Below are 16,421 nucleotides of genomic sequence, written 5' to 3'. Positions count from 1 at the left end.
AAGGTACCTCATGACTCAGCGCGTCGACTCATCGGTTATTCAAGATACTCAGTTGCAAAGCCGCGAGGCAAAGCGTGTCACCTATATCGGTGCCTGGCTGGATGGGCTGCTGAGCATCGTTAAGGTCGTCGTCGGGTTGATGGTCGGTTCCGCGGCGTTGATTGCTGACGGCATTCATTCATTATCTGATTTGGTCACCGATGGTTTTGTCCTGGCGGCCATTCATTACGGCCGCCAGGAGCCGGACAAAGACCACCACTATGGTCATGGCCGGATCGAAACCCTTACCACGCTCCTGCTGGGAAGCGTGTTGATTTTCGTCGCGGGGGGTATTGCCTGGTCCAGTCTGGATCGTTTGTTTAGTGGCGCTGACGTTAATGCGCCGGGCGTGTTCGCCATTGTGGTGACGGTGATTGCATTGCTCAGTAAGGAGTGGATCTACCGTTATACCATGCAAATCGCCAAACGGGTCGGTTCCAAACTGCTTGAAGCCAACGCCTGGCACTCACGCAGCGACGCCCTTTCCACCGCCGTCGTCTTGATTGCCCTGCTCGGTGCCCAGTTTGGCCTGGGCTGGCTGGACGCCGTTGCCGCCATCATCGTCGGCTTGCTGGTCGGTAAAGTCGGCTGGGACCTGCTATGGGAGTCGGCTCGCGAACTGGTCGACACCGCCCTGCCCGAAGACGCTCAACAGCAGATGCATGACGTCGCCTGCGGCGTACCCGGCGTGGACAGCGTTCATGACCTGCGTACCCGCCAATCCGCTGGCTGGGTAATGGTCGATTTACACGTTGTGGTCGGCCCCAAGATCACCGTCTCGGAAGCCCATGAAATCGGCAATGAGGTCAGCCGCCGCCTGCGTCACCAGTTCCCTGCATTAACCGACGTCATATTTCACATCGACCCTGAAGACGACGCTGGCGAAGGCGACCCAAGCCGCTTTCCAGGTCTGCCCCTGCGCCCGGAAGTAGAGGCAGCGCTGGATGCGCGCTGGTACAAGCATCCGGTTTGGCGCACGCTCAACGAGCTACAGCTTCACTACCTGAACGAAAAAATCTCAGTATCACTGATTATAAACGACCCCGTTCACCAGCCGCCCCAGTGCCTTGCCAGCCAGCTAAAAGCGCTGGCCAGCGATATCGAATGGCTCGGGCATGTGGAAGTGATGTTTATTACCCGCGCCGCCAGTCACACCATGCGTTGAGCTCGGCGCTATCACCCTACGACAAAGGGGTGAGCACAGCGGTGGCAATACTGAAGTAAATCAGCACCCCAGAGGCATCAATCAAGGTGGTGACCAGCGGCGCCGAAGCCGTGGCAGGGTCAACCCGAAAGCGTTCCAGCACGAACGGCAGGCACATGCCGATCAGGCTGCCAAACATGACGATGGTCACCATGCTGAGCGCGACAATCATCGCCACCGCCTCACCACCGCGAAGTACCCCGATGGGCGCCACAGCAATCGCCATGGTGATCCCCAGCGAACCGGCCACCAACAGCTCACGGCCAAGCATTTTTCCCCAGTCCTTCACGCCGACATCACCGGTTGCCATCCCGCGAACCATCAAGGTAGCGGCCTGAGCGCCCGCATTACCGCCGCTACCGATCAGCAACGGCAAAAAGAACACCAGGGCGACCTGTGCTGCAATGGTGTCCTCGAAATAGGCAATGCCGGCACCGGAGAACAGGTTGGCAAATACCAGCAACACCAGCCAGAAAACCCGCTTGCGATACAGCGTCCAAAGCGGCACCCGGCTAACGCCATCCTCCAACTGGCCGATCGACATCCCCTTGTGGATATCTTCTGTCGCTTCCGACTCGGCCACGTCCATGGCGTCATCGTGGGTGACTATTCCCACCATCCGGCCATCAGCATCGATCACCGGCAGGGCCAGCAGATCGTAGCGCGCCACAATCTTGGCAACGTCTTCCTGCTCTTTATCCACCGGTGTGCTGATCACATCCTTGATCATGATGTCGTCGACCAGCGCGCCCGGGCGGGCCACCATTAGCTGGCGCAACGACATGGTACCTATCAACTGACCTTCGCTGTCGAGTACATAGAGCTGATAGACCGTTTCAGCGTCAGGCGCGGTCTGGCGCACCCGCATCATGGCCTGAGAGACCGTCATGCCGCTGGCAATGGCGACGTAATCCGAGGTCATGATGGCCCCGGCTGTGCCCTCCTCGTAGCTGGCCAATCGCTTGAGGTCTTCACGTTCCCTGTGGGCCATGCGCCGGAGCAGGGCTTCACGGCGGTCTTCATCGAGCAGGTTGAACAAATCGGCCCGCTCATCAGAGCCCATTTCTTCCAGCAGCTTGAGTGCATGAGTATCTGGAAGACTGCCGATGACCTCCAGCTGGCTTTCGCCGGGTAGATAACCCAAGACATTGGCGGCGCGTTCGGTGGACAAGACATCGAGTAACGCCAGCGCGTCAGCCAAGGCGTCATCCTCTTCGATCAGATCTTCGAGGATTTCACCGATATCTGCCGACCGGATCTCACTCAGACGTTCAGCAAACAGTGCCGTGTTCGGTGCGTCCTTTCCAAGCTCGTCGAGCAGCTCGGTTTTTATGGCTTGCAGCGTTTCATCATTTAATGACACGGCATTCTCCTTTTACGCTTGCGAAGGCCAGGTGGCGACAATTCCTTATCCTTGCATTGTGGCTGCCATTCGATTTCTATTTTATATGCTACCAGACAAAAAAAACGCCCCCTGAACCCTAATCACGGGTTCAAGGGGCGTTGTGGTTCACGCCAAGCGTGACGGTTTTAGCCTTTACCCGCTTTTTTGCGCAGCTGCTGGATCGTACGCAACTGGGCAACGGCTTCGGCAAGTTCCGCAGCAGCCCGCGTATAGTCGAGCTCGGATGTCTTGTCGTTAAAGGCTTTCAGCGCTTGCTGACGCGCTTCTTCGGCAGCCGCCTCATTGAGGTCGCTGGCACGCGAGGCAGCGTCGGCCAACACGGTCACGATATCTGGCTGGACTTCCATGAAGCCGCCGGTCACGAAGAAATGTTCCTCTTCGCCACCATCGTGAATCACCCGTACCGGCCCCGGCTTGAGTTCCGTCAGCAACGGCGCGTGACCGGGTAGAATCCCCAGATCGCCCGTGCTGCCAGAAGCAACCACCATCTCGACCGTTCCCGAGTAGATGGACGCTTCAGCGCTGACGATATTGCAAGTGAAGCTATTCGCCATAGCGAATCCCCCTAATGGACGGGATTACTTCTTCATCTGGTTGGCTTTCTCGACTGCTTCGTCGATGGAGCCGACCATGTAGAAGGCCTGTTCCGGCAAGTCATCGTACTCGCCTTCGAGGATGCCCTGGAAGCCACGGATGGTGTCTTTCAGCGACACGTATTTACCCGGTGCACCGGTGAATACCTCGGCCACGAAGAACGGCTGCGACAGGAAGCGCTGGATTTTACGCGCGCGGGCGACGGCCAGCTTGTCTTCGTCAGACAGCTCATCCATGCCCAGGATCGCGATGATATCCTTGAGTTCCTTGTAACGCTGCAGAACACCCTGAACGCCGCGTGCGGTGTCGTAATGTTCTTGACCAACCACCAACGGATCCAACTGGCGCGACGTGGAATCGAGCGGATCGATGGCCGGATAGATACCCAGCTCGGCAATCGAACGCGCCAATACCACGGTAGCGTCCAGGTGCGAGAAGGTGGTGGCCGGCGACGGATCGGTCAAGTCATCCGCCGGTACATAAACAGCCTGTACGGAGGTGATCGAGCCCGTCTTCGTCGAGGTGATACGTTCCTGCAGAACGCCCATCTCTTCGGCCAGCGTCGGCTGATAACCCACCGCTGACGGCATACGACCCAGCAGGGCCGATACTTCGGTACCCGCCAGGGTATAGCGGTAGATGTTATCGACGAACAGCAGAACGTCGCGGCCCTCGTCACGGAATTTTTCCGCAATGGTCAGGCCGGTCAACGCCACGCGCAGGCGGTTGCCCGGCGGCTCGTTCATCTGACCGTAGACCAGCGATACCTTGTCGATAACGTTGGATTCGGTCATTTCGTGATAGAAGTCGTTACCCTCACGCGTACGCTCACCGACACCGGCGAATACCGAGTAGCCGCTGTGTTCGGTGGCGATGTTGCGGATAAGCTCCATCATGTTGACGGTTTTACCGACACCGGCACCGCCGAACAGGCCGACCTTACCACCCTTGGCAAACGGGCAGACCAGGTCGATAACCTTGATCCCGGTCTCCAGCAGCTCTTCAGACGCTGCCTGGTCGGCATAGCCAGGTGCCTTGCGGTGAATCGGCATGCGCTCGTCTTCGCCGATCTCACCTGCTTCATCAATCGGCTCGCCGAGTACGTTCATGATACGGCCCAGCGTGGCTTTACCCACGGGGACCGAAATCGCAGCACCTGTGTCGGCCACGTCCATGCCACGCTTCAAGCCCTCAGTGGAGCCCATGGCGATGGTGCGCACCACGCCGTCGCCCAGCTGCTGCTGGACTTCGAGGATGGTCTCAACATCGGAGACCTTCAGCGCGTCGTAGACCTTGGGCACAGAGTCCCGCGGAAACTCTACGTCAATCACCGCGCCGATGATTTGTACGATACGTCCGCTCATCTTGGTTCCTCTCAAAAACCTGCAAATGAAACCTGTCTGCCGGGAGCCGCTAAGCGTCGGCTCCCTAGGCGTTATACGGCGGCAGCGCCGCCGACGATCTCGGAAATTTCCTGGGTAATGGCGGCCTGACGGGCCTTGTTATAAACCATTTCCAGATCGTCAATCAGATTGCCCGCGTTATCGGTCGCACTCTTCATGGCGATCATCCGGGCGGCTTGCTCGCACGCCACGTTTTCCACAACCGCCTGATACACCTGCGATTCAATGAAACGAACCAGCAGGCTATCCAATAACGCCTTGGCATCCGGCTCATACAGGTAGTCCCAGCTTCCGGGACGGGCGTTTTCGTCGTCTTGCTCTGCGTCTTCACCAATATCGGTCGACAGCGGAAGAAGCTGACGTACCACCGGTTGTTGCGTCATGGTGTTGATAAACTCGTTATGCACCACGTACAAGCGGTCGATATTGCCTTCATCGTACGCTTCGAGCATGACCTTGATACTGCCAATCAGACCTTCGACCGATGGCGCTTCGCCTAGCCCGCTCTTGGCGGCAACCAGGTTGCCCCCATAGTTGCGGAAAAAGCCACTGGCCTTCGCGCCAAGAGCGCAGAAGTCCAGCCCAGCGCCTTCCTGATGCCAGGCCTTGGCATCCTTCACCACGGCCTTGAACAGGTTATGGTTCAGACCGCCGCACAAACCACGGTCGGTGGAGACCACAATATAACCAACGCGCTTCACCTCTTTACGCTCGACCATATAGTCGTGCTTGTACTCGGGGTTGGCGTCGGCAAGGTGGCTGACCACGTTGCGAATCTGCCTGGCGTAAGGCTGACTGGCCTTCATCCGCTCTTGCGCTTTACGCATTTTCGACGCAGCGACCATTTCCATGGCACTGGTGATCTTCTGCGTATTTTTAATGCTCCCGATCTGGGTGCGTATCTCTTTTGCAGCTGCCATAGCGACCTACCTTTCGTTCGTGGCTCTCAGAAAGCATGCAAACCCGCCCAATACAGACGGGCCAGACATTACCAGCTCTGAGTCGCCTTGAACTTCTCGAGACCCGACTTCAAGCCGTTTTGAATCTCTTCGTTGTAGTCGCCGGTCTGGTTGATCTTGTCGAGCAAATCGCTGTGCTCGGCCTTCATGTAGTCGTGCAGGGCACGCTCGAAGTCCAGCACTTTGTTGACTTCGACATCATCCAGGTGACCTTCGTTGGCGGCATAAAGCGTAAGCGCCATCTCGGCTACCGACATCGGCGAGTACTGGTGTTGCTTCATCAGCTCGGTGACGCGTTGACCGTGCTCGAGCTGCTTGCGCGTGGCTTCGTCCAGGTCAGACGCAAACTGCGAGAATGCCGCCAGTTCGCGATACTGAGCCAGGGCAAGGCGCACGCTACCACCGAGCTTCTTGATGATCTTGGTCTGTGCCGAACCACCTACACGGGAAACCGACAGACCTGCGTTGATCGCCGGACGAATACCGGAGTTGAACAGGTTGGTTTCCAGGAAGATCTGACCGTCGGTGATCGAGATCACGTTGGTCGGAACGAACGCAGACACGTCGCCACCCTGGGTTTCGATGATCGGCAGCGCGGTCAAGGAACCGGTCTTGCCTTTCACTTCACCGCCCGTAAACTTCTCGACGTAGTCAACGTTCACTCGAGCGGCCCGCTCCAGCAGACGCGAGTGGAGATAGAAAACGTCACCCGGGTAGGCTTCACGACCCGGCGGGCGGCGCAGCAACAGCGATACCTGACGATAAGCCACGGCCTGCTTGGAAAGATCGTCATAGACGATCATTGCGTCTTCGCCGCGGTCACGGAAATATTCGCCCATGGTGCAGCCAGAGTAGGCCGCCAGGAACTGCATGGGAGCCGGGTCGGCAGCACCAGCAGCGACGACGATGGTGTGATCCATCGCGCCGTGCTCTTCAAGCTTGCGCACCACGTTGGCAATGGTCGACTGCTTCTGACCAATGGCGACGTAGACACAGGTCACGCCTTTGCCTTTCTGGTTGATGATGGCATCAATGGCAATGGCGGATTTACCAATCTGACGGTCACCGATGATCAGCTCACGCTGACCACGACCGATCGGCACCATGGAGTCAATCGACTTCAGGCCGGTTTGAATCGGCTCATCGACTGACTGGCGGGTGATAACGCCCGGGGCGACCTTTTCCACTGCATCGGTCAGCTTGGCATTGACATCACCTTTGCCGTCGATGGGGTTACCCAACGCATCGACAACGCGGCCGATCAGCTCGGGGCCTACCGGTACTTCGAGGATACGACCGGTACACTTGGCGGTCATGCCCTCTTCAAGCAACAGGTAGTCACCCAGCACAACGGCACCCACGGAGTCACGCTCCAGGTTGAGTACCATGCCGAAAACGCTGTTGGGGAATTCGATCATTTCACCGAACATCGCGTCTTCGAGGCCGTGAACTTTCACGATACCGTCGGAAACGCTGACGATGGTGCCCTCATTACGGGCTTCAGATGCGACGTCAAGCTTTTCGATTCGCTGCTTGATGATGTCGCTGATCTCGGAAGGATTCAATTGCTGCATGCCATGTCCCTCAGACTCAAGCGGTTAACGCGTCGGAAAGGCGGTTCAATCGTCCACGTACCGAACCGTCAATGACGGTATCGCCGGCCCGCAGGATGACGCCACCGATCAGCGTTTTATCCACTTGAGTGGTAATGGAGATTTCGCGATTCAGACGTTTCTTGAGCGCGTTCTTTAGCTTGGTTTTCTGCTTGCTATCGAGCTTGTAGGCCGATAACACCACGACATCAACCCGCTGTTCATGGTCGGCGCGCAGGCGCTCGAACTGATCAGCCATTGATGGCAGGGCGTTGAGCCGACCTTCATCTGCCAGCGTATCCAGAAACCGCCGTTGAGCATCGTCGCCTTGATCGGGCAATACACCCGCCAGCAACTCAGCTTTCTGTTCGGCTAGTAATTTCGGATTACCCAGCAGCCGATGCACATCACTGTCCGTGACGGCTTGGCTCAAAGAGGCAAGCGCTTTTGACCAGCTATCCAGCGCCTCATGATCACGCGCGTATTCAAACGCCGCCTTAGCGTAAGGACGAGCGACGGTCAGTAATTCCGCCATGATTCACCTCCTTACAGTTCGGCAGCCAGCTCATCGAGTAACTTGCGATGGGCTTGTTCGTCGACCGACGCTTCCAAGACGCGCTCAGCACCGATAATGGCAAGGTGAGAGACTTGGGCACGAAGATCCTCTTTAGCACGGTTCACTTCTTGCTCAATCTCGGAACGTGCGCTTGCCACCAGACGCTCGCCTTCAGCGCGGGCCTGATCGCGGGCTTCTTCAACGATCTGAGCAGAACGCTTGTTGGCCTGCTCGAGAATTTGGGAAGCCTGTTCCTTGCTCTCACGCAGGGTTTGCTCGGCTTTCTCCTGGGCGACTTCGAGATCGCGAGAAGCACGGCTGGCTGCGTCGAGGCCATCAGCAATCTTCTTCTGACGCTCATGGAGCGCGTTGCTGATCGGTGGCCACACATACTTTATGCAGAACCAGACAAAGATCGCGAATGCGATCGTCTGCCCAATTAGCGTCATGTTGATATTCACAGGAATGTACCTCTGACAGGTTCGTGGCGACCGGAGTGAAACAAAACCGAGCGGAATGCCGCTCGGCTAAGCTGTCATTAACCGGCAACAACGAAGATCAGGTACATCGCGATACCAACACCGATCATCGGTACCGCGTCCAGCAGACCCGCCATCAGGAAGGTTTTGGTTTGCAGCTGATCGCTCATTTCCGGCTGACGTGCAGTCGACTCGATCAGCTTGCCACCCAGGATGGCAAAGCCGATGCCGGTACCCAGGGCACCCAGGCCAATCATAATCGAAGCGGCAACGTAGATAAGTTCCATGGTATTGCTCCTAGTTTCTCAAGGTTAAGGTCAAGGTTGAGGGTTGATGTTAAAGGTTAACGTATTGCAAGCATTGCTCCGGTCAGTGATGTTCGTGGGCCGAGCTCAGATATACCACGGACAGCACAGTAAAGATGAAGGCCTGCAGGGTAACGATCAGGATATGGAAGATGGCCCACGGCACATCCAGCAGCCAGATGGCCCAGAAAGGCAGCATGGCGATCAGGATGAAGATCACTTCCCCGGCAAACATGTTACCGAATAGACGCATGGCCAGGCTGAACGGCTTGACCAGCAACGCAATGATTTCCAGAAGCAGGTTGAAGGGAATCAGCGCCCAGTGATTGAACGGCGTCAGCGACAACTCTTTGGCAAAGCCGCCTACGCCTTTCATCTTGAAGCTGTAATAGAGAATCAGACAGAACACGCCCAAGGCCATGCCCAAGGTGGCATTGGGGTCGGTGGTCGGCACGATTTTCATGTAATCAACGCCCAGGCGAGCAAACAGCTCCGGGAAATAATCCACCGGTATGATCTTGAGCGTGTTCATCAGCAGAATCCACACGAACAGCGTCAAGGCAAGCGGTGCGATAATCGGGTTACGGCCGTGGAAAGCGCCCTGTACCATGCTTTCGACGAACTCGAAGACCATTTCAACGGCGTTTTGCAGTTTACCCGGCACCCCGGTCGTGGCGACTTTACCGGCCTTGCGGAAAAGCCAGATGAATAACAGCCCCATGGCAATCGACCAGCCCATGGTGTCCAGGTGAACGGCCCAGAAGCCCATTTCACGTGCTTCTTCTGCAGAACTTGCCAGTGACCAACCGTTCTCGGGATGTTTACCAAAGGTCAGATTCTGCAAGTGGTGCTGGATATAGTAAGTCGGCGAGACTTCGTTTCCTGCGGCCATAGACTTGTCACCTCGATCAGTTGCGCAATTCTCTAGGCATCAGCCAGGGCGCTAGCCAATGCATTAGAACAACCGCGACATAAGCACTAAAAAAGAAAGCGGGGTTTGAGGGAGGTACTGTGCTGAGTACTATGGCAAACAATGCCACCGTCAAACCAAACTTGCCTGCTTCGGCGCGAAACAACCTGAGTGCATTGCGCGATGCAGGCGCACGCTGCTGGAAGATCGCCATCCGATGAACAAAAAATGCCTGGGGCAGAAAAGCTACCAGTGCCCCTAGCACCACCGATGTTGCGCTGCCGCTATCGGCGACGACCCACGCTAATAACGCCCCTGCCAATGCGACCAACAATTGAGCAATCGTCAACCGGATGACATAAGCCTGCCGTCGTAACGTTTCCAGTCGCTGCATGCCATTCCAGCCTATCGAGCTATGTCAAAAGCCATGTCTACAGGCAATGAACAACCTTGCGCAGCCTGCACAAATCTTGCGCGATTATAGGGAAGGGCTATGAGACCTTCAACCGAAGTTGTGGGTATTTCACGCTTTCAAGCGCCGATATGCGACCAAAGAGTGAAAAATAAGCTTTTTTTGCAGGTTTTTAATAAGCCTGCTATTTATTAAACGAGTAGCAGGCTATTTAATGTGTTCCAGAATACCGTCCAACTCTTCCAGGCTGGTATAGCGAATCGTGACTTTCCCCTTCCCCCTCTGACCATGGTCAATGGACACAGGAGCACCAAGCAGTTCCGCCAGCTGGGTTTCAAGACGCGCCACGTCGGAGGTTTTTGCCTGACGTTTGGGTGTGGGCGCTACCGGTTGGCTTTGTACTTTCTTGACCAAGGCTTCCGTGGCGCGAACGGTCAGGTCATTGTTGACCACTTCGTGGGCAACCTGGCGCTGTTGGGCGCTGTTCAGTGTCAGCAGGGCGCGCGCATGCCCCATATCCAGATCACCGCGTTCGAGCAGCGTCTGTACCTCATTATCCAGCGCCAGCAGACGTAACAGATTGGCCACCTGGGTGCGCGATTTGCCTACCGCATCGGCCATCTGCTGCTGGGTCATTTCAAACTCGTCGCCTAACCGTTTCAATGCCAGCGCTTCTTCAATGGCATTGAGGTTCTCGCGCTGAATGTTTTCGATCAGTGCCAGCGCCAGGGCAACTTCGTCGCTGACTTCCCGGATAACCGCGGGGATAACATCCAATTCGGCAAGCTGAGCCGCCCGCCAGCGGCGTTCGCCGGCCACAATCTCGTAGCGGTCTTCACCAATCGGGCGGACCACGATGGGCTGCATGACCCCTTGAGCACGGATCGAGTCGGCGAGCTCTTCCAGCGCTTCCGGCTGAATATCGCGGCGCGGCTGATATTTACCCCGTGATAGCTGGCCGAGCGGTAAACGTTCAAGTCGTTCCTGACCCGGTGAGGTGGTCGTATCCGCAGCAGCATCACTGTCTGCCGGTGAGGATGAACCCGCCGCCAATTCAAGGCTATCGCGGCGACGTGCACCAGCACCAATCAGAGCATCCAAGCCACGTCCTAGTGCGGGTTTACGCGTCATGGGCATTCCCTCGTGATAAATAGATCAGTCGTGGTGATTATAGCGCGAGTCGACGAATTAGCTCTTTCGCTAACACACGATAGGCCTGGCTGCCGCGCGAAAAGCGCGCGTACTGGGTAACCGGCAGACCATGACTGGGCGCTTCGGCCACTTTAACATTACGCGGAATCGTGGTTTTCAGCAGGGCATCACCGAAATAATCACGCAGTTGCTTGTCAACTTCACGGGTCAGGCTGGTGCGCTTATCGTACATGGTGCGCAGAATGCCGGAGACAGCCAGATCCGGGTTGATGCTCTGTTTAATCTGCTCGACCGTATCCAGCAACGCCGAAAGGCCTTCCAGTGCATAGAATTCACACTGCAGCGGAATCAACACGCCGTGAGCTGCCGTAAGGGCATTCACTGTCAGCATATTAAGCGACGGCGGGCAGTCAATCAGCACGACGTCGTATTGCGACAAAACGCCCGTCAGCGCCGTCGTCAAGCCGCTTTCGCGCTGATCTGAATGCATGAGTTCGACTTCCGCAGCGGTCAAGTCACCGTTGCTGGGTAACACGTCATATTTCACGGGCGGCTGCCGGACAATCGCGTCGGCGGCGCTCGCTTCTCCCAAGAGGACGTCAAGAACGCTTTTTTCCAGGCTGTGCTTGTCGATACCACTGCCCATGCTGGCGTGTCCCTGAGGATCGAGATCCACCAGCAGTACACGGCGGTCGAGTCCGGCAAGGCTGGCCGCCAAGTTGACGGCTGAAGTGGACTTGCCCACGCCGCCTTTCTGGTTGGTCAGGGCAATGATCTGGCTCACTACTCAACTCCTTGTGGGGTCAGTATCAACAGCTGTCGCTCGGCCGTCTCAAAGGGGACATTTAACGTGTGTCTTGCGTGAAGCCGAATATCACCCGGCAGATCGCGCAATTCTTCATTGGCACCAGGGCCTTTCATCGCCAGCCATTGCCCTTCGGCCGTCGGAAGTTTGCGCGTCAGATTAACAAAATCCACCAGGCTGGCGAATGCCCGCGAAACCACTTGATCGAAGACACTTTCAGCAAACTGTTCTACCCGCGCTTGAACGGGTGTCACATTCGACAGCCCTAGTTCCATCACCGCCTGACGCTGAAAGCGGACTTTTTTGCCGTTGCTGTCCAGAAGGGTCACGGATAGCTCGGGCTTGAGAATGGCCAGAACCAGTCCCGGCAGTCCTGGCCCTGAACCGACATCAAGCAGCCTGGGCCCTTCGACAAACGGCAGCACGGCGGCACTATCCAACACGTGGCGCGATACCATGTCGTTAACATCGCGCACTGCGGTGAGATTATAAGCCCGGTTCCACTTGTGCAATAGGGCGAGCAGCCCTAGCAACTGGTCATGCTGCCGGGCTGTTACGGGGGTGCCTAATGCGCTGAGCCCTTCATCCAGCCGTGTTGCCACCTGGCTGGGCAAACCGGAAAACAGCGTCGCTACGCTGCTCATCCGTTGGCTACCTCAGGTGTTGATATAAGCCGACGTTTCTTGAGCTGGATCAGCAAAATCGATACGGCCGCAGGCGTCACACCTGAAATACGCGCTGCCTGGGCGAGGGTTTCAGGCCGTGCTTCGCTGAGTTTCTGGCGAATTTCATTGGATAGGCCTTCAATGCCTTGATAGTCCAGATCAGCGGGTAGTGGCATTGCCTCATGGCGCTTGAGTTTATCAATCTCGTCCTGCTGACGATCGATATAGCCCTGATACTTGGCTTGAATCTGGACTTGTTCGGCGACAGCTTCGTCGGTCACCGGCGAGGCTTCCAGACCGGGAAGATGGGTCAAGGTCTCATAGGTCAATTCCGGGCGTTTAAGCAGATCGCTCAACCGGTATTCGCGGTTCAGCGCCTGGCCGGTGTGCTCGGCGATGACAGCGGCGGCCGGGCTTTTAGGCTGAACCCAGGTGCTGGCAAGACGGGCTGACTCGTGTTCGATGGCATCGCGCTTTTGACTGAATGCTGCCCAGCGCACGTCATCCACCAGACCCAATTCGCGGCCTTTTTCAGTGAGCCGGAGATCGGCGTTGTCTTCACGCAGTAACAGACGGTATTCCGCACGTGACGTGAACATGCGGTAAGGTTCCTTGGTTCCCATGGTGATCAAATCATCGACCAACACGCCAAGGTAGGCTTCGTCGCGGCGTGGATACCACGCCTCCAGCTGCCTGGCACGGCGTGCCGCGTTCAGCCCTGCGAGCAAGCCCTGAGCACCGGCTTCTTCGTAACCGGTCGTGCCGTTGATTTGCCCAGCAAAAAACAGGTTGTGGATAAATTTCGTTTCCAGGGAATGTTGCAAATCCCGCGGGTCAAAGAAATCGTACTCGATCGCGTAGCCTGGCCGAGTGATATGCGCGTTTTCCATTCCCTTGATCGAGCGCACAACCTGAAGCTGTATATCGAACGGCAAGGAGGTGGAAATCCCGTTGGGATACAGCTCATTGGTATCCAGACCTTCGGGTTCGATAAATATCTGGTGGCTTGATTTATCGGCAAAGCGATGGACTTTGTCTTCTATCGAAGGGCAATAACGCGGCCCGATGCCCTCGATTACGCCCGAATACATCGGCGAACGTTCGAGGTTCGCCATGATGATTTCATGAGTGCGCTCGTTGGTTTGCCCAATATGACAGCTCATCTGCTTGGGGTGCATGTCCCTTGAGCCGAGATAGGACATTACCGGCGTTGGCGTGTCACCGGGTTGCTCTTCAAATTGAGAGAAATCAACAGTTTTGGCATCAATGCGTGGTGGTGTACCGGTTTTCAGACGATCGACCCGGAACGGCAGAGCACGCAGTCGCTCAGCCAAGGCATTGGAGGGCGCATCGCCTGCTCGGCCACCGCGAGTTTGATCAAGCCCAATGTGAATCACACCGCCGAGGAAAGTACCGGTCGAGAGCACGACGGATTCACTGTGAAACCGAATACCGGTTTCCGTCACCACGCCCCGCACGGTGTCGTTATCCACAATCAGATCGCCCGCAGCCTGCTGGAAAATCGTCAGGTTTGGCTGGTTTTCAAGCATGCCACGGATGGCCGCTTTGTAACGTACGCGATCAGCCTGGGCACGGGTTGCTCGAACGGCAGGCCCTTTGCGTGCGTTCAAGACACGAAATTGGATGCCACCTGCGTCTGTGGCAAGCCCCATGGCGCCGCCCAGTGCATCAATTTCCTTGACGAGATGGCTCTTGCCAATCCCGCCAATGGCCGGGTTACACGACATTTGGCCGAGTGTTTCGATGTTGTGCGTAAGCAACAGCGTTTGACAGCCCATGCGAGCAGAGGCCAACGCGGCTTCAGTTCCCGCATGGCCACCGCCGATGACAATGACATCAAAGCGGTCAGGGTAATTCAAGAGACACCTCGTCTTGTGCCATCAGGCACGGATGAGTTGAGTCGGTGCATGAGCACCTTAATCCAATAAGCCCGCCAGTATAAACCCCTTGTGGGTAACCGTCAGTTTTTTCCACACCCCCATTGGCTCAGCAGCGCTTATTAATAACAACATAAATATTATATAAGAGAAGTTCTATTGATGTTGTTACTACTGGTGTGGACAAAATCTGTTGATAAGCAAATTAACTTTATAATTTTCAATATCTTATATTGTTGACTTTTACATGATTAAACGGCGGACTAACTGAGTAGAAACGGTGTTGGGCCTGTGGATGAAAGCTCGTTTTATCCACCGATGTGATGAGACACGGGTTTTCCACTCGTGTATACCGGAGTTGTTACCGTGACTGTGAACAAGTGGAGTAAATACGATCAATCCCGCTTGAAGGCGGCATGATGGTGGCTCGCGAGGGATTGAGGCCATTCAGAAAATTATCTTATCCACAGGCAAAAAAATGGCCTGTGGTGATCACAGGCCATTGAATGTCGTTTATCAAGCGTATTTTTTGGCTATATCAGTGCTTGAGTACCCGAGCCAAAAATGACTGGGTACGTTCGTGTCGAGGCGTATCGAACAGCTGTTCAGGGGGCCCCTCTTCCGTGATTTCCCCCTGGTGAATGAACACCACACGGTCGGCGACTTCACGCGCGAAGCCCATTTCATGGGTGACAATGACCATGGTCATGCCCTCTTTAGCGAGCTCTCGCATGGCATCAAGCACTTCGCCAATCATTTCAGGGTCAAGGGCCGAGGTAGGCTCGTCAAACAGCATTAACCGCGGTTCCATGGCAAGTGCACGGGCGAGTGCCACACGCTGCTGCTGACCGCCGGAGAGCTGACTGGGATACTTGTCTGCCTGGTCGGCGATGCCTACGCGGTCGAGGAGGCGCTTGGCAGCTTCCAGGGCGTCTGAACGGTTCCAGCCGCGCACTTTCATGGGCGCGAGGGTGACGTTGTCGATAACGCTTAAATGAGGAAAGAGATTGAACTGCTGGAATACCATACCGACTTCGGTGCGGATGGTTTGCAGTGCCTGGCCACTTTTGCCGTTGGGCAGCAACTCGTTACCGTCGACCTCCAGCGAACCGGACTGGAATTCCTCCAGTCCGTTGATGCAACGGATCAGTGTGGATTTACCTGACCCGCTGGCACCGATCACCACGACCACTTCACCAGGGGTGATGTGCATATCAATGTTTTTGAGTACGTGCAGGCTACCAAAGTGTTTATTGAGCTGCTGCATACGCACAATCTGCTGAGCATTGTCGTTCATTGTGCGTCTCCTTATTGGCCTACCAAGCCTTTGTTTTCAAGCTGGCGCAAGATGATTGAAAGGGTCCAGGTGATAGCGAGGTACATGATGGCCACCATCAGGTAGACCTCCATCGCGGTAAAGGTGCTGGCAATGTAAACCTGGCCCTGACGAACCAGCTCACCTACCCCGATCACCGAAAATAAAGAGGTATCCTTGATACTGATAATGCCCTGGTTGCCCAGTGGCGGGATCATGCGGCGAAACGCCTGGGGCCAGATGACATATCGAAACGCCTGGGTACGTGACAGCCCCAGCGACAGGGAAGCTTCTCGCTGGCCTCGTTCAATGGATTGAACACCGCCCCGCACGATCTCGGAAATATAAGCCCCCGAGTTAACGGCAATGGCCGCAATGCCCGCAACGAGAGCATTGATAGGGCTCCCCAGCAGTTGAGGTAGGCCATAAAAGATAAACAGCACCTGAACCAGAATAGGGGTGCCACGAAAGACTTCGACATAGACGATGGCGGGCCAGCGCAGCCAGCGGAGTGGGCTGATGCGTAGAAGGCCAAAAAAGATGCCGATAAAAAAGCCGATGGCGAGCCCGCCAAAGGAAATCAGCAGGGTATAGGGGATCCCCGGTAGCAAATGGGGAATCGAGTTAATGGTCGCTTCCCAATTAAACTCAAAGCTCGGTTCCACGCGCGTTCTCCTGAGAGACGAGAAGACAAACGAACAGGGCCGGGGGCGAGGCCGCCCGGCCCT

The 16,421-nt window shown here is 56.1% G+C and carries 17 protein-coding genes; 1 reads left to right on the top strand and 16 read right to left on the bottom strand.

What is annotated here, in order from left to right; genetic code table 11:
- The first annotated feature begins 10 nt into the window (after positions 1 to 10).
- Positions 11 to 1,204, top strand: coding sequence for a cation diffusion facilitator family transporter (locus tag ADS46_RS02170; RefSeq protein WP_066315704.1), 1,194 nt, complete (start codon positions 11 to 13; stop codon positions 1,202 to 1,204).
- 16 nt (positions 1,205 to 1,220) lie between these two features.
- On the opposite strand, the gene mgtE is transcribed toward ADS46_RS02170, so the two are convergent.
- From mgtE to ADS46_RS02090, 16 genes are all read right to left on the bottom strand, one after another.
- Positions 1,221 to 2,606, bottom strand: coding sequence for a magnesium transporter (gene mgtE, locus ADS46_RS02165; RefSeq protein ID WP_066315702.1), 1,386 nt, complete (start codon positions 2,604 to 2,606; stop codon positions 1,221 to 1,223).
- 167 nt (positions 2,607 to 2,773) lie between these two features.
- On the bottom strand, positions 2,774 to 3,202 hold the full coding sequence (locus tag ADS46_RS02160; RefSeq protein WP_066315695.1) for a F0F1 ATP synthase subunit epsilon: 429 nt from the start codon (positions 3,200 to 3,202) through the stop codon (positions 2,774 to 2,776).
- A 24-nt stretch (positions 3,203 to 3,226) separates the two neighbouring features.
- Positions 3,227 to 4,606, bottom strand: coding sequence for a F0F1 ATP synthase subunit beta (gene atpD, locus ADS46_RS02155; RefSeq protein ID WP_066315690.1), 1,380 nt, complete (start codon positions 4,604 to 4,606; stop codon positions 3,227 to 3,229).
- 71 nt (positions 4,607 to 4,677) lie between these two features.
- Positions 4,678 to 5,565 carry a F0F1 ATP synthase subunit gamma gene (atpG, locus tag ADS46_RS02150; protein WP_066315682.1) on the bottom strand — a complete coding sequence of 296 codons (888 nt, stop codon included), beginning with the start codon at positions 5,563 to 5,565 and terminating at the stop codon, positions 4,678 to 4,680.
- Positions 5,566 to 5,633: 68 nt separating this feature from the next.
- Complete coding sequence (gene atpA / locus ADS46_RS02145) at positions 5,634 to 7,178, bottom strand: F0F1 ATP synthase subunit alpha (protein ID WP_066315679.1); 1,545 nt, start codon at positions 7,176 to 7,178, stop codon at positions 5,634 to 5,636.
- Between the two features lie 16 nt (positions 7,179 to 7,194).
- Entirely contained in the window at positions 7,195 to 7,731 is a 537-nt protein-coding gene (locus ADS46_RS02140; protein WP_066315678.1) for a F0F1 ATP synthase subunit delta, read from the bottom strand.
- Positions 7,732 to 7,742: 11 nt separating this feature from the next.
- On the bottom strand, positions 7,743 to 8,213 hold the full coding sequence (locus tag ADS46_RS02135; protein WP_066315677.1) for a F0F1 ATP synthase subunit B: 471 nt from the start codon (positions 8,211 to 8,213) through the stop codon (positions 7,743 to 7,745).
- A 77-nt stretch (positions 8,214 to 8,290) separates the two neighbouring features.
- Complete coding sequence (atpE, locus tag ADS46_RS02130; RefSeq protein ID WP_027337319.1) at positions 8,291 to 8,518, bottom strand: F0F1 ATP synthase subunit C; 228 nt, start codon at positions 8,516 to 8,518, stop codon at positions 8,291 to 8,293.
- 82 nt (positions 8,519 to 8,600) lie between these two features.
- Positions 8,601 to 9,428 carry a F0F1 ATP synthase subunit A gene (gene atpB / locus ADS46_RS02125; RefSeq protein WP_066315674.1) on the bottom strand — a complete coding sequence of 276 codons (828 nt, stop codon included), beginning with the start codon at positions 9,426 to 9,428 and terminating at the stop codon, positions 8,601 to 8,603.
- Positions 9,429 to 9,444: 16 nt separating this feature from the next.
- On the bottom strand, positions 9,445 to 9,840 hold the full coding sequence (locus ADS46_RS02120) for an ATP synthase subunit I (protein WP_066315671.1): 396 nt from the start codon (positions 9,838 to 9,840) through the stop codon (positions 9,445 to 9,447).
- Between the two features lie 225 nt (positions 9,841 to 10,065).
- Entirely contained in the window at positions 10,066 to 10,989 is a 924-nt protein-coding gene (locus ADS46_RS02115; RefSeq protein ID WP_066315669.1) for a ParB/RepB/Spo0J family partition protein, read from the bottom strand.
- 37 nt (positions 10,990 to 11,026) lie between these two features.
- On the bottom strand, positions 11,027 to 11,794 hold the full coding sequence (locus ADS46_RS02110) for a ParA family protein (protein ID WP_066315667.1): 768 nt from the start codon (positions 11,792 to 11,794) through the stop codon (positions 11,027 to 11,029).
- Positions 11,794 to 12,459, bottom strand: a complete 666-nt coding sequence (rsmG, locus tag ADS46_RS02105) for a 16S rRNA (guanine(527)-N(7))-methyltransferase RsmG (protein WP_066315665.1) — start codon at positions 12,457 to 12,459, stop codon at positions 11,794 to 11,796. The genes ADS46_RS02110 and rsmG overlap by 1 nt, the downstream gene beginning before the upstream one ends.
- Positions 12,456 to 14,360 carry a tRNA uridine-5-carboxymethylaminomethyl(34) synthesis enzyme MnmG gene (gene mnmG / locus ADS46_RS02100; RefSeq protein WP_066315663.1) on the bottom strand — a complete coding sequence of 635 codons (1,905 nt, stop codon included), beginning with the start codon at positions 14,358 to 14,360 and terminating at the stop codon, positions 12,456 to 12,458. The genes rsmG and mnmG overlap by 4 nt, the downstream gene beginning before the upstream one ends.
- A gap of 556 nt (positions 14,361 to 14,916) precedes the next feature.
- Complete coding sequence (locus tag ADS46_RS02095; protein ID WP_066315661.1) at positions 14,917 to 15,675, bottom strand: amino acid ABC transporter ATP-binding protein; 759 nt, start codon at positions 15,673 to 15,675, stop codon at positions 14,917 to 14,919.
- 11 nt (positions 15,676 to 15,686) lie between these two features.
- Positions 15,687 to 16,358: an amino acid ABC transporter permease gene (locus ADS46_RS02090; RefSeq protein ID WP_066315658.1), complete on the bottom strand. Its 672-nt coding sequence runs from the start codon at positions 16,356 to 16,358 to the stop codon at positions 15,687 to 15,689.
- Between the last annotated feature and the right edge of the window lie 63 nt (positions 16,359 to 16,421).

The organism is Halomonas sp. G11 (genome assembly GCF_001663515.1).
Taxonomy (GTDB): Bacteria; Pseudomonadota; Gammaproteobacteria; order Pseudomonadales; family Halomonadaceae; genus Vreelandella.
The sequence above is the reverse complement of the archived record's forward strand: the minus strand, read 5'-3'. Positions and strand labels throughout refer to the sequence as shown.

Coding starts and splice junctions, on each gene's coding strand:
- ADS46_RS02170 (WP_066315704.1), top strand. CDS start 11: ATGACTCAGCGCGTCGACTCATCGGTTATTCAAGATACTCAGTTGCAA.
- ADS46_RS02160 (WP_066315695.1), bottom strand. CDS start 3,202: ATGGCGAATAGCTTCACTTGCAATATCGTCAGCGCTGAAGCGTCCATC.
- atpD (WP_066315690.1), bottom strand. CDS start 4,606: ATGAGCGGACGTATCGTACAAATCATCGGCGCGGTGATTGACGTAGAG.
- atpG (WP_066315682.1), bottom strand. CDS start 5,565: ATGGCAGCTGCAAAAGAGATACGCACCCAGATCGGGAGCATTAAAAAT.
- atpA (WP_066315679.1), bottom strand. CDS start 7,178: ATGCAGCAATTGAATCCTTCCGAGATCAGCGACATCATCAAGCAGCGA.
- ADS46_RS02140 (WP_066315678.1), bottom strand. CDS start 7,731: ATGGCGGAATTACTGACCGTCGCTCGTCCTTACGCTAAGGCGGCGTTT.
- atpE (WP_027337319.1), bottom strand. CDS start 8,518: ATGGAACTTATCTACGTTGCCGCTTCGATTATGATTGGCCTGGGTGCC.
- atpB (WP_066315674.1), bottom strand. CDS start 9,428: ATGGCCGCAGGAAACGAAGTCTCGCCGACTTACTATATCCAGCACCAC.
- ADS46_RS02120 (WP_066315671.1), bottom strand. CDS start 9,840: ATGCAGCGACTGGAAACGTTACGACGGCAGGCTTATGTCATCCGGTTG.
- ADS46_RS02115 (WP_066315669.1), bottom strand. CDS start 10,989: ATGACGCGTAAACCCGCACTAGGACGTGGCTTGGATGCTCTGATTGGT.
- rsmG (WP_066315665.1), bottom strand. CDS start 12,459: ATGAGCAGCGTAGCGACGCTGTTTTCCGGTTTGCCCAGCCAGGTGGCA.
- ADS46_RS02095 (WP_066315661.1), bottom strand. CDS start 15,675: ATGAACGACAATGCTCAGCAGATTGTGCGTATGCAGCAGCTCAATAAA.